At 45.5% G+C, this 13,018-nt stretch carries 11 protein-coding genes; 8 read left to right on the top strand and 3 right to left on the bottom strand.

From position 1 onward, the window contains the following. Positions 1 to 64: 64 nt before the first annotated feature. Positions 65 to 2,422: an RNA polymerase recycling motor HelD gene (gene helD / locus H509_RS0116090; protein ID WP_028545983.1), complete on the bottom strand. Its 2,358-nt coding sequence runs from the start codon at positions 2,420 to 2,422 to the stop codon at positions 65 to 67. A gap of 496 nt (positions 2,423 to 2,918) precedes the next feature. Here helD and H509_RS0116085 point away from each other — a divergent pair, with 496 nt between their 5' ends. The 3 genes from H509_RS0116085 (at position 2,919) to H509_RS0116075 (ending at position 6,093) form a co-directional block, all read left to right on the top strand. Continuing rightward, positions 2,919 to 5,096, top strand: a complete 2,178-nt coding sequence (locus H509_RS0116085) for an anthranilate synthase component I (protein ID WP_211234342.1) — start codon at positions 2,919 to 2,921, stop codon at positions 5,094 to 5,096. A 198-nt stretch (positions 5,097 to 5,294) separates the two neighbouring features. Continuing rightward, complete coding sequence (locus tag H509_RS0116080; RefSeq protein ID WP_028545981.1) at positions 5,295 to 5,720, top strand: GNAT family N-acetyltransferase; 426 nt, start codon at positions 5,295 to 5,297, stop codon at positions 5,718 to 5,720. A 112-nt stretch (positions 5,721 to 5,832) separates the two neighbouring features. Beyond that, entirely contained in the window at positions 5,833 to 6,093 is a 261-nt protein-coding gene (locus tag H509_RS0116075) for a YciI family protein (RefSeq protein WP_028545980.1), read from the top strand. A 95-nt stretch (positions 6,094 to 6,188) separates the two neighbouring features. Here the strand turns inward: H509_RS0116075 and H509_RS25615 are convergent, their stop codons facing one another. Then, a complete protein-coding gene (locus tag H509_RS25615; protein WP_051287265.1) occupies positions 6,189 to 6,989 on the bottom strand; it encodes a GNAT family N-acetyltransferase in 801 nt (266 codons plus the stop codon). A 105-nt stretch (positions 6,990 to 7,094) separates the two neighbouring features. On the opposite strand from H509_RS25615, the gene H509_RS0116065 reads away from it, so the two are divergent. The 4 genes from H509_RS0116065 (at position 7,095) to H509_RS0116050 (ending at position 10,683) form a co-directional block, all read left to right on the top strand. Beyond that, entirely contained in the window at positions 7,095 to 7,484 is a 390-nt protein-coding gene (locus tag H509_RS0116065; RefSeq protein WP_028545979.1) for a tautomerase family protein, read from the top strand. A gap of 181 nt (positions 7,485 to 7,665) precedes the next feature. Further along, entirely contained in the window at positions 7,666 to 8,448 is a 783-nt protein-coding gene (locus H509_RS0116060) for an FkbM family methyltransferase (RefSeq protein ID WP_028545978.1), read from the top strand. 186 nt (positions 8,449 to 8,634) lie between these two features. Then, positions 8,635 to 8,967: a YnfA family protein gene (locus tag H509_RS0116055; RefSeq protein WP_028545977.1), complete on the top strand. Its 333-nt coding sequence runs from the start codon at positions 8,635 to 8,637 to the stop codon at positions 8,965 to 8,967. Between the two features lie 219 nt (positions 8,968 to 9,186). Next, complete coding sequence (locus tag H509_RS0116050; protein WP_028545976.1) at positions 9,187 to 10,683, top strand: gluzincin family metallopeptidase; 1,497 nt, start codon at positions 9,187 to 9,189, stop codon at positions 10,681 to 10,683. Positions 10,684 to 10,718: 35 nt separating this feature from the next. Here H509_RS0116050 and H509_RS25610 read toward each other — a convergent pair whose 3' ends face one another. Continuing rightward, a complete protein-coding gene (locus tag H509_RS25610; RefSeq protein ID WP_051287263.1) occupies positions 10,719 to 11,462 on the bottom strand; it encodes a solute carrier family 35 transporter in 744 nt (247 codons plus the stop codon). A gap of 170 nt (positions 11,463 to 11,632) precedes the next feature. On the opposite strand from H509_RS25610, the gene H509_RS0116040 reads away from it, so the two are divergent. Then, on the top strand, positions 11,633 to 12,976 hold the full coding sequence (locus H509_RS0116040; RefSeq protein WP_028545975.1) for an aminotransferase-like domain-containing protein: 1,344 nt from the start codon (positions 11,633 to 11,635) through the stop codon (positions 12,974 to 12,976). Positions 12,977 to 13,018: the final 42 nt, after the last annotated feature.

Here is a 13,018-nt window from a genome sequence, read left to right as displayed (position 1 = left end):
ACTATGCAATCATGCTTGTAAATTACTTTCCGGTTGCAGCAGCCTATCATTTTACGACTACTTCCTAATTGTCTTCTACGTGTACGTAGCTGTCACGACTAGCTTCAGCAATAAAAGGGCTTCGCTCGCCCGTATAATACATATAAAGCTCATGCATGGCGCGTGTACATGCTGTATAGAACAGTTTGCGTTCACCTTCTTGGGCGTAATGATCCATCGACGCATTATATACAAGTACAGCATCAAACTCCACACCCTTAGCCAAGTACGAAGGGATAACGAGCGTACCACGCTCAAAAGAAGCGGTGTCCTTACCGATCAGCCGAAGCAAAACAAGATCCTTTAACGCCGCATGCGCACGTTCACTTTCAGCAGCCGTCTTGCAAATAACAGCGATTGACTCGTACCCTTCTGCTTGTAGAGATAAAATACGTTGAGCTATGTTATTGATTAGTGCGGTCTCATCCGGCACCTTCATCAAAGTCGGCATCACACCGTTCCGATTAAACGGTTCGATCACCTCACCGCCTTTAATCAATTGTCGCGTAAATTCGACAATCTGCCTTGTTGATCGGTAGCTCTGCGTTAATACAAAAGTCTCTGTCTCAGCCTCGTCATAATGCTCCTTGATCGCCTGTAGCCCGCTGCCAGAGCCTGCATGCGTAAAGATCGCTTGGTTCAAGTCGCCAAGCACGGTCATCCGGCTGCGCGGGAGCATACGCTTCACAAAGAAGTATTGATAAGGCGAATAATCCTGGCCTTCATCAATAAAGACATGGCGGATTGACGTATTAACGTGAACCCCCTCAATTCGCCCTTGAAGATCCAGATAAGGTGTTGCATCCTCATAGAGCAAACTACCCGCATGGAGTCGTTCTACCGACATCCGAGCAATTTCTGCCCACTCCTGTGGCAACTTAACCTGCAAAGAAGCAGCAATGTGCGTATTTTCGAACAACTGCATATAAATACTTTGCAAATCGATAAACATTAATTTTTTAACCGAATTTCGCAACGGTTTTAACGCATCTTGAACAATCTTTATCGCCAGCAATTCCTGTTCACGATCAAAATCATCAAAGGTATCCTCTTCGGGGGTACTTCCTCGTCTGCGTCGGAGTTCTTGATGGGCCCACAAGTAGTCCTCTTTTTCCAGCAGTTCCATTTGTTCTTCTACCCACGATTTTGAAGTTTGCGTGCGAGAATATGCCTTTAGCTGCTTGAGTATCCAATCCTTTAGCATATCAACCCGATTCGGAATTGAAATCTCCTGATTGTACGAATAGAACAGATCACGTAATCGTTCAGCAGAAACAATAACCTCATCATGGAAGTACACGGACTTAAACAGCATACCTTCTCGCCCCAAATACGCAACATAACGTTCGATCATCTCCATAAAATCAACGGAAGATTTATAGTGGACGGCAGCCATTCGCACACTGTAATCAGCATCATCTCTCGCTGAATGCTCATATTCCAGCAAATCAATCGGATCTTCCACGGTAAAGAAAGAACTTAAGCGATGGTCCAAAAATTCCTGATACGTAACCTGCTGCATATTTTCCTCACCAAGCTCTGGCAGCACCGTTGAAACATAATGGTTAAACATCGGGTTAGGTGAAAATAACACAATTTGTTCCGCACTAAGCGTCTGACGATGACGATACAGCAGATACGCTACACGCTGCAATGCAGCCGATGTTTTACCACTACCCGCAGCACCTTGCACGACAAGCAATTTGCTATGTTCATTGCGGATAATACGATTTTGCTCCCTTTGGATCGTAGCAACAATACTTTTCATTTGAGAATCTGCCTGTTTTCCCAACACTTCTTTAAGGAGTTCGTCACCAATCGTTACACCGGTATCAAACATACTGCTGATGCGGCCATTACGAACAATAAACTGCCGTTTTAGCTGCATCTCGCCTTCAATGGCTCCACTTGGTGTCTCGTATTTGGCTGGACCTGGCGGGTAATCGTAATACAAGCTCGATACCGGCGCTCGCCAATCATATATTAGAAATTCCATTCCGCTTTTATCTAACAATGAAGCAATGCCAAGGTATACTTTTTCCGTATCTGGCTCGCCCGTCTCCTTGAAATCAATGCGACCAAAATAAGGTGACTGCTCAAGTCTTGCCAATGTCTTCATCTGCTTTTGCGCTTGGCGATGGCTTCGTTCCCGTTCAGACATCAGCTCGGCTTGCTGCTTAATGCTAGCCGCCGTCTCAGCGGCTTCATCACCGTCTTCAAAGTTAACGGTTACGTCGTCCCAGAACGTCTTTCGGATGTCTACGATATCCGTTCTCACGTCACTTACTTGATGCCCAAGCACTTCAATACGATCATGGATTTCAGCCACAATATGATTGACGCGTGCTTGTTCGTTCAGCCACTCTTGATTTTCTGTACTCATGTCACCGCTCCCTTTATGTTAATAATTACATACTGTTTGACAAAGCATTATTTCTGTGGTAATCTATTATTAGATAATAATGCTCAATTCAGTTAACACTAGACAATAAGTACTCCCATCTTAGCATATACATGGGCTGGCTTCAACCTATTGTTAGCATTTCCCAACTCGATTTAGATATTAGTTTATTATGAACAGGCGAAGACATTAGGTCTTCGCTTTTTTTGATGTTCGGCACAGCTTTTCTTTGACGAATGCGGCCTTTTTCATTACAATGAGATAAATCTTAGTGGAGCAAGCTAAGACAGGCGTGAAAGCGAGCGATTTCGGCAGTTGACTGCACGATAAGCAAGCCGTTCATGCACAATACCAGTTGAGCAGAGTAGAGCAGAGAGAACGTTGAGATGAGTTGAGTCGAGCAAAGTTATATATTTATCTACGCTAGGGGATTCTTCTTCTCAGTTCTCTTCTCCACATTTTAAGGAGGAAGAGACAGATGAGCATTCATTTTCCATTGTCCACACAGCACCACAACTACGTTACCCAAGGCGGCATCCACATTACCCGCCATTTAATCCCGACTGAAATTGAGGCATCCATCACAAAAATCGTAACTCGAATCGATCAGGTTCGAGGTGCTTTGTTTACAAGCGGCTATGAGTACCCTGGTCGTTATTCGCGCTGGGATATCGGTTTTGCCGATCCACCACTGGAACTACGTGCTTCCGGCAAGCAGTTTGAATGTCGTGCGCTTAATGAACGCGGTGGTGTCCTTCTGGACATCATTCACCCTCACCTTACTCGTTTACCTGAACTAACCATTCATTCAAGTACCGATACGGCCATACTCGGAACGATGGAATCAGCCAACGAAGTTGTGTTTGAAGAAGAACGGACACGCCAGCCCTCTATTTTTACACTGATGCGTCTTTTTAAAGATATATTTCACTCGACGGAAGACTCCCACCTTGGCCTATACGGTGCATTCGGATACGACCTTGTGTTTCAATTTGAGTCTTTGCGCTTAACACATACACGTTCCGATACCCATACAGACCTTGTGCTTTACCTGCCCGATGAGATTGTGATCGTGGATCGAAATATCGGTCAAGCCTATACACTTTATTATGATTTCGAATTTGAGGGGCTCGCAACTCAAGGTATGGAACGAACAATTGCCAATGAGATCGCGAGTACAGATGCTGCTCATTCCTTACCTCAGCCTTATGAACCAGGCAAATACGCGAAGCTCGTTGAAGAAGCTGTCCATGAATTCCGTGTGGGCAACTTGTTTGAAGTGGTGCCCTCACATACGCTCGTGGAGCCTTATCATGACAAGCCTTCTGAAGTTTTTAAACGGTTAAATGCGATTAATCCAAGTCCGTACGGTTTTTTTATTCATCTGGGCCATGAGCATTTGGTTGGATCATCCCCTGAAATGTACGTGCGCGTAGAAGGAAATCGGATTGAAACTTGTCCGATCTCCGGCACGATTAAGCGTGGTACCTCTCCACTTGAGGATGCCGAGCAGATTCGTACTTTGCTTAATTCCAAAAAGGACGAAGCGGAATTGACGATGTGCTCAGACGTGGATCGAAACGATAAGTCACGAATTTGTGTTCCTGGCAGTGTCAAGGTCATTGGCCGACGGCAACTGGAAATGTACTCCCATTTAATTCATACGGTGGATCATATTGAAGGCAGGCTTTTACCGGAATTTGATGCTTTAGATGCCTTTATGACCCATATGTGGGCGGTTACAGTGACAGGCGCTCCCAAGCGTGCTGCGATCCAATGGATTGAGGACCACGAGGCGGACGCACGAGGCTGGTACGGCGGCGCTGTAGGCATGTATACGTTTAACGGCAATCTTAATACGGGGCTGACACTCCGTACGATCAGGTTGAGTTATGGGATTGCCCAAGTAAGAGTAGGCGCCACTCTGCTGTATGACTCTATCCCCGCTGAGGAGGAACAAGAAACGCTTGTGAAAGGTGCGGCCCTTATTCAAGCTATTCGTGGTGCAACAATAGTGAACACTTCTGAGCAGGAAGATCATTTATCGGGGAGCGGGCAGCGTATTTTGTTTGTGGACCACGAGGACTCCTTTGTCCATACGCTCGCCAGCTATTTCAGACAAACAGGCGCTGAAGTGGTTACAGTCAGAACCAAGCATGCACAGCAGTTGCTTCAGCAAAATAATACGTTTGATCTTGTCGTCCTGTCGCCAGGACCTGGGACACCAAACGACTTTGATCTGCACACGACTATACAGCTGTGCGTGGACCGCCAGCTGCCGATATTTGGCGTTTGCTTAGGCTTGCAAGGGATTGTCGAATACTTTGGCGGTCAACTAGAGGTGCTCGACTATCCACAGCACGGCAAGCCGGCGCATCTGTCTATTACGCAGCGCACTCCGCTCTGGGATGGACTGCCCTCCAGCTTTAAGATTGGACGCTACCATTCATTACACGCCGCTCAAGTACCTGAGTGTTTGCAGGTCACTGCCATAGCAGCAGATGGGGTTGTGATGGCGGTGGAGCATAAGGAATTGTCCATTGCTGCCGTCCAATTTCATCCAGAGTCCATCCTGACGATGTCAGACGCCGCGGGATATCGGATCGTAGCAAACGTGTTGGCGATGACTCGGGCAGCAGCAGTACGAGCATACTAAACCGCACGAGACTTGATTTAGGCATGCTATATACTTGCTATAGGCTGGTTTTAGGCTCGCTGTAGGGACAAGAAAGCAGCGTAGATCCCGTTGATTTATTCAACCTCGCCATTGCTATATAATGATGTTATGGGACGTAATTCTGCAAAGAAAACAGGATTACGTTCCATCAATTGATCAGCATTTGGAGGGTATCATATGGTTTCAGCAGATAGCAGCATAGCCGTTTTGTACGAAGCTCCCCAGCCTGAAGAATACATACAATTAAGAGCACTTACTGGGCTTAGCCTCAAGTCGCTAGACGGAGCAAAAATCGGATTAGCCCATTCCATCTTTGCAGTCACTTTACGTCAGGGGGACAAGCTAATCGGCATGGGAAGAATTATAGGAGACGGGGGCTGCTTTTATCAAGTAGTTGACATTGCCGTTGATCCTGCGCATCAAGGTGCAGGACTGGGCAAGCTAATTATGAAAGAAATAACGGCATATTTGGACCTGCATGCCGCTAAAGGAGCATATATCAGTCTACTTGCTGATGTGCCCGCCGACCAACTGTATAAGCAATTTGGCTTTGACTATACTGAGCCTAAATCTTTAGGCATGTATAGAATGATCCCCCTATAAGGTTGCTGTCTGAAAGCCCGTATGTATACACGCTGCACAACTATCCCCGTTAGGCTATAATAGTTTACAGAATCACAGAATGAATCCAATTGGATGTAAGGAGATCGTACATATGGCATACTTCGCAGCAGTATTAGACATGTTAGATGAATCCAGAAATTTGACGTTACGTCCGCAGCATTTAGAGTACTTGGCTGCACTGAGCGAGCAAGGAAAAGTACACTTGAAAGGTCCATTCAAGGACGGTTCAGGCGGCATGGTCATTTACAAAGCAGATTCGCTAGAGGAAGCGCAGCAGTTGGCGGAGAACGACCCATATGTGGTAGAGGGCGTACGCAGTCTGCATCTTCGGGAATGGGACATTAAATATTAAATATTTAATGTTTAACAGTAACGCCAAGAGGACCACTTCGTGGTCCTCTTGTATGGATAAACGTAAACATAGACAGATCGCGAACTTAAACCCCTTTAACTAGAAACCTTAGCCTTCGCTATGACCGTATAGGCATTGGCATGAGAGAAGCTTAGCTTCTCCGCCAGGCGCATCGACGACTTGTTATCAATATTACATTCCCACCGCGGCATTAGGCCAAGACGCCAACTATGCTGAATAAATGCAGCAGCGGCAATACGACCTAGCCCTAACCCGCGAAATTCTGGATGAGTCGCGATGTCCACTTCTACATAGGGATGTCCAAGAAAGATCGCTGTACATTCACATACAATTCGTTCCTCGTAAGTAATGGCATATCCGAACCCTTTTCGTAAAAAACGCGAGACAGAACCCCAATACTCTTCGTAATAAGCAACATTAAACATTAAGCTTTCTCGTATCGTCTCCGGCGTTATACGCTTAAGTCCAAATCCTGCCTCCACATAGGCAGGAGGAAATGAATCCAGCTTATGACGCAGTACGTAAGAGGCTCTGCGATGCCGCTCGCCGTCCTCCCCCATCATCTCGGTCAGCACCTGCTCCCATTCCGATGAAGTCACAAACACTGAAAAGCGCTTGTTTGACTCACGATATCGGTACGTGTATAGGCTGTTCAGCCATATATGCACATGGTGATCTGCCGCATTCCCCAATACAGCAAATAAGCCGTTGCTTGTGCCAATAACCGCGGTGGTTGGATGGAGGTTATCGTTTACCCAGACCGAACCTTCAATGTTGTCATGCAGTACGGCATGTACAAGCGAAGGAACATACGTCATCTGTTCAATTAGAGGCTGCAAGAGCCGGTGAAGCGGCTTGGCGTCCAACAAAATCATGATGACTCCCCTTTTTATGAGTAAAATATGGAAACTTTATCTAAGAGTTATTATAATGTATTTTAAGGTCTATCACCACTTCATATACAGGGGGCTCATTACCTGATGGGACAAGTCAAGGTATACGGCATTCGATCCGAATTAAAGCCGCGACAAGCACAATTGTCGATGATTATTCACGCCTGCATTGTGGAAGCGTTACAATATCCACCAGGCAAAAAGTTTCATCGTTTTATCCACCTGGAGCCAGAGGACTTCAGTTATCCTTCTGACAGAAGCACCAAATATACGATAATCGAAATTGTGATGTTTGAAGGCCGTTCCATCGAAACCAAAAAACGTCTGATCCACTTGCTATACCAGCACATTACAGAGCAGCTGGATATCGGAGCAGATGATATTGAAATCACAATTATGGAGTCCCCCAAGCATAATTGGGGAATACGCGGCCGTACTGGGGATGAATTAGCGTTAGCCTATCAAGTTAACATATGATCATAACGTGAACAGCACTAAAGGGCCGTTATATCTCGCCGCGCATCATCTATACATAAAATAGTGTCATTGTGCAACGGACCAATCCGAGCCACCAAGGCATGCAACGCCTTAACCACCCATAAACTGCTTATTAACAGCCTTCTACGAGAGGCAAATGCATACAAGATGAGGTGGTACTATGGATGCGTGCTACATTGGCAACCAGCGCATGCTGTTAAAAACGGGATACGGCGGCCTGCTTGTCTGTCCGTCAGACGATTTAAGCTTGATGCCCTTTTTAGCGCTTACGGGGGTATTTGAGTCTCCCTTAACAAATTACTTTTCACGTATGGTTAAGCCAGGTCAAGTTGTGGTGGATGTAGGTGCAAATATCGGTTATTTTTCCGTTCTGCTTGGCCATCTGATCGGTCATACAGGACAATTGTATGCCTATGAAGCAAATCCGCATTTGCTCCATTTCCTGAATGACAACTTGTCATTAAATTATTTGCACGACCGTACACAGGTGCAGCAAAAAGCAGTGTTTAACGAGCCAGGAGATGTAACGTTCCATGTCGCAAAGCGGTTTATGGGAAACAGTTCGATTCGTATGCATGACGAAACCTATAACCAGCATTACATCGATGAGTTCGAAACTGTATCCGTAAAAGCAGCTGTTCTTGATCAAGAGCTGGAGCATTTGTCCCGTATCGATTGGCTTAAGATTGATATAGAAGGAGGCGAATACGAAGCTTTCTTAGGTATGGAACAGCTGATACGACATAAAGTTAACGTAACCGTCTTTGAAGTCAATAAAGCTATGATGCAGCATCGCTGGGAAGCATTTACTGAGCTGCTGAAGAAGTATCATTACGACTGGGGTAAGTCGTTCTACATGCTGTCTCAAGAGGGACTGCCCGTACCAATTATACTTGAGCAGGTCATTCAAGAAGGCAATTATCCGTTTATGTTAATGTGCTAGGCTAGCTTGTCCGTCTTGGTTGGTTATCCTTTATCCTAAATAAGCGAGCATGGGAAGCACTGCCCATGCTCTTTTTTAGTTTAAACAGCTGCCCTGAACAAGAACCTCGCCTTCCTTTTCAAACATGCTGCGCTATAATAATGGAGAAACTTATCATTTTTCAAATAGGAGAGGAGCAGGTACGAAGTGTTTATAGCTATTTTACTTTTTATCGCTGCTGGTCTGGCTGAAATTGGGGGCGGATATCTCGTGTGGTTATGGCTTCGCGAAGCCAAGCCATTCTGGTACGGTATTGTAGGCAGCTTAATCTTGATTGGATATGGCATCGTACCTACACTCCAACATTTTCCCTCCTTCGGGCGAGTGTACGCCGCTTATGGCGGTGTGTTTATAGTACTAGCCGTCTTGTGGGGATGGCTAGTAGACAAAAAGCTCCCTGATCGCTACGATGTGATCGGTGCAGCCATCTGCATCATTGGTGTTGCCATCATTCTGTGGGCGCCTCGAACCTCTACCTAACACCAGTAACTCTGCCTTTTGGGCCTCATAATTCTAGCACAATAGGATGTTCAGGCGCAGGTGGACCACCGCCTAGTAAAGACATGGAAGTTGATTACAATGCTGTAAGCTTGTTGTAAGTCATATCAATACTTCATCGTTCCTGTTTGCGATACAGTTAATCTTAGGTATCTAATATCTTCAATTAAGATTGACGAAGCAGGAAGGAGTCCTATTGGTATGTACCGATTTAAACCCCAGCGCACATTAATGATTATCGCTATGCTGTTTATTATTATTTTCATCGTACTGGCGGGTATTAAGATCAACCAGCGGTCGGCTATTGGTGAAGCGGCCCGTACCGACCCGCCACTTCTATATGATATTCATGCACGATGGCTGGATAATAGCCATACGCTGCAAGCAACGGCCAATATTACGTTTAGAAATGAATACGGTGATCCTTTGTCCGAACTCGTATTTCATTGGTTCGCAGATATGTATCGCAACCTTTCCACACAACCTATACGTGAGAGGCAGCTTAATCAAGCGTTACTGGAAACAAAGCAAGTGGGCAATCGAAATGCAGCAGACAATTTTCAGGGTGGCGTGACTACTTACTCGGTTACAACAGCAAATGGCAAGTCGCTAACTTATATCCATCAAAATCAGGCGTTAACGATAAAGCTCCCAAAAAAGCTGCTCCCGGGGGCAACAACTCAGCTCACGATCAGATACGAGGTCAAAGTTCCTTTTGGCGCTCACGCGCTAAGCTACAGCGATCACACGGTAGGCGGCTTCATGTGGACGCCACAGCTTGCTGTATATAAGCAAGCCGATCGCGGGTGGAATCGTGTGCCGTATAACTCTTCATACCGCAGCGATTTCTACCCAATGGGGCAATATCATGTCATACTTGATGTACCTGAGGCTTGGGAAATAATTACTACTGGACAAGAAATTCATCGCCAACATATAGATGGACGACTGCTGCTCGAAACGAAGTCCGAAACAAGCAGACAATTTGCTTTCTATGGGGGCCGCTACAAGCAGGAAGGTGAACGTACGTTAGCAAATCATTTGCGTGTAACTGTCCATCGGATTCATTCATTAAACGATCAGCAGTCTGTAGATTACACTTCCGTCCTTGACACCGCAGCTTCAGTAGCTGATTGGCTTTCTGCTACAGTCGGACCTTTGCCTTATGCTGAGCTGAAGCTAGTAGAAGCGCCCTACGCTGGTATGTCTTACAGCCCTGATGGAATCGTCGTATTCAGTCGCCAACCAGATGGTTTCGTTCAGCGGGATGAGTTAATCCGTGCTATAGCGAAGCAATGGACTCAAAATGCAATTGGCTCCAATGCGAGTACAGACGGCTTTATTAGCGACGGACTATCCGCATTTTTGGCAGCCTATTTTGAGTATAATGACAATAATAAACGATGGCCTCAACCTGCGCTCATTAATACAAATATGTATCCTCCCGCAGCACCCGCAGTAAGACTAGGTGCTGACGCCGAGCTGCATTATCAGGCAAAAGGAACCGCTGCGCTTATGGAGTGGATAAATCAATATAACATAGAGGCATTTAATAGTTGGATACAATCTTTCTATAAAACTTATTCTGGTAAAATGACCTCTGTCAGCGGCCTCCTGAATACGGTAAGTACGCAAATTAGTCCTAAAGCAAAGGCTGACTTGGAAGTGTTGCTTACTCATTCTAAGCCTCCCCTCTAGCCTTATGAGGCTAGAGCATTCTGCCTGACAACTATTCACCGGGGGCCGCAACCTCCGGTGAAGTTGTATAGCATCGCCTGCATGTTCATCCGCTTAAAATTCCACCGTGATAGCTTACACCCCAACACGTTTTCCACGTTTTCACTCGCTTGGACGTTATGCTGAGACGCCCTCTTGCGCCCAAACCGATGTGTGCCAATTATACCTCCAATAATCATGACGGAACCAAGCAGATGATATATCCTCACTTCTTCACCGAGAAACATTGCTCCCGCTGTAAGCGACACAATCGTTGACAGATTTGTAAATACACTCATTTTCGACGCTTCCATCTTTGACAATATATAATTGGCTGTCAGCGCAGTTAGCAACGAAGCAATCCCCCCTAGATACAGGATCGACAAAATAAATGTGCTATTGGCAAGCGGCGCAACAAAGCGGTCAAACGTACCAGCAGCTGCATGCTGAATAATGGACACGAGTAGAAAAGAAGATGTTGCATGCTGTAAACCAAAGGCTTGCAGCGTAAAAAATCCGAGCGGGTACATCGTAGCAAGCAGCAGCACTTTAAACACAGGCTTGCCGTAATAATTTAGCTTAACCCAACCGAATGCCACGGGGATCGACATGATCAAAAATGAGGCAGCGAACCGATAGGTCAGCGTATCCATCGGGTGGGCGTATTCGAGCGCCACTTTCGTAAACAAAAACGAGAAGCCGATAATCGCGGCGTTCAGTACAGCTAACAAATTAGCAAGCTTTAAGCCTTTAGATTGCATCGTGATAGAATCCTCTCTTCCTCTTTAGGGAATTTGAACCGAGGACGTCTCCTCCGTCACCTTAAAAATAAGGCAAAAAAGCGAACATAAAAACGACTTTTTTGCCAAACTGTAGCGGTACAGTTTACTTCCTGTATAATAAATATGACTTTATAAAAGGAGGCAGCGGGATGAGAAAATATGATGCCATCTTATCTGATATGGAAGAGAAAATTAAAAATCAGCAGTACAAACCCGGCCACAAGCTGCCTTCTGTACGAAGGGCCGCAGCAATATACAATTGCAGCATTAGCACAATTACACGTGCTTACACCGAACTAGAAAAACGTCATGCCATCTATTCGATTCCACAGAGTGGCTTCTACGTGGTCGACATACTCGGAAATAGTTGTCACGACATAGATGATGACCGGATTGATTTTGCCTCCGCTTCACCGGATATCAACGTTTTTCCTTATTTGGACTTTCAACATTGTTTGAATAAAGCGATTGATATTTATAAATACAACCTATTTACATACGGCGATACCCACGGTCTTGATAAACTGCGGCATACACTCGTTTCGCATTTAGCTAGTGATCAAGTATTTGCACCGGCAGCGCGTATCTTTATTACGTCTGGCATTCAGCCAGTGCTGGAGATGCTGTCAAATATGGATTTCCCAGGCAGCGGGACAACAATTCTTGTTGAGCAGCCAGGGTACGATATTTATTTGCGTTACTTGGAAAACAAAAATATCCCTGTCGTCGGGATCGCCCGTACAGCAGCGGGGATTGACTTGGAGGTACTTGAGGCACACTTCAAAAGCGGGAACATCAAGTTTTTTTACACGATGCCCAGATACCAAAATCCGCTTGGCACCACGTTAAGCGCAGCGGAAAGAAAAGCAATCGCAGAGCTTGCTACCAAATACGATATTTTTATTATCGAGGACGATTATATGGCAGATTTGGGTGCATTGCGCAATTATGAGCCTATATTTGCTTATAACAGATCCTCGCACGTTATTTATGTGAAGAGCTTTTCTAAAATTATTTTTCCAGGCTTAAGATTGGGGGTAGCCGTACTGCCCGATTGCCTCATTAGCAAGTTTAAAGATGCCAGTAGATACGGAGATACCTCATTATTGTCTCAGGCGGCGCTGGAGGTATATATCAATAACGGCATGTACGAGCGGCACAAGCATAAAATAATAAAACAATACAAAGAGCGGATCCAACTACTGAACGAAGCAGTAGCACGCCATAATGAGGCAGAACTCATCGAGATTCCAGACATTCATTCGGGAATTTATATTCAATTCAAGCTGCCGCACAAAGTTAATTTGGAGCAATTTATAAAACGTCTCGCTAACCGGAACGTTCACGTCGTGTCTGGACGGGGATTTTATTTGAACGAATATGCGGAACGAGAAAAGTTTATAAGAATAAGCATCTCAAGAGCAAAGTCAGCATCCATCGATGATGGTGTGAAGGCGATTATTGAGGAAGTGAAGCAGGCAATCAGATGGTAACATAAATCAAGCCGCCCGATATACGACGGCGGCTTGACAACA

It is taken from the genome of Paenibacillus taiwanensis DSM 18679 (assembly GCF_000425125.1).
Taxonomy (GTDB): Bacteria; Bacillota; Bacilli; order Paenibacillales; family Paenibacillaceae; genus Paenibacillus_B; species Paenibacillus_B taiwanensis.
Note: the sequence above shows the minus strand (reverse complement) of the source record. Positions and strands in the feature narration are given on the sequence as shown.

Coding starts and splice junctions, on each gene's coding strand:
- helD (WP_028545983.1), bottom strand. CDS start 2,422: ATGAGTACAGAAAATCAAGAGTGGCTGAACGAACAAGCACGCGTCAAT.
- H509_RS0116085 (WP_211234342.1), top strand. CDS start 2,919: ATGAGCATTCATTTTCCATTGTCCACACAGCACCACAACTACGTTACC.
- H509_RS0116080 (WP_028545981.1), top strand. CDS start 5,295: ATGGTTTCAGCAGATAGCAGCATAGCCGTTTTGTACGAAGCTCCCCAG.
- H509_RS0116075 (WP_028545980.1), top strand. CDS start 5,833: ATGGCATACTTCGCAGCAGTATTAGACATGTTAGATGAATCCAGAAAT.
- H509_RS25615 (WP_051287265.1), bottom strand. CDS start 6,989: ATGATTTTGTTGGACGCCAAGCCGCTTCACCGGCTCTTGCAGCCTCTA.
- H509_RS0116065 (WP_028545979.1), top strand. CDS start 7,095: ATGGGACAAGTCAAGGTATACGGCATTCGATCCGAATTAAAGCCGCGA.
- H509_RS0116060 (WP_028545978.1), top strand. CDS start 7,666: ATGGATGCGTGCTACATTGGCAACCAGCGCATGCTGTTAAAAACGGGA.
- H509_RS0116050 (WP_028545976.1), top strand. CDS start 9,187: ATGTACCGATTTAAACCCCAGCGCACATTAATGATTATCGCTATGCTG.
- H509_RS25610 (WP_051287263.1), bottom strand. CDS start 11,462: ATGCAATCTAAAGGCTTAAAGCTTGCTAATTTGTTAGCTGTACTGAAC.
- H509_RS0116040 (WP_028545975.1), top strand. CDS start 11,633: ATGAGAAAATATGATGCCATCTTATCTGATATGGAAGAGAAAATTAAA.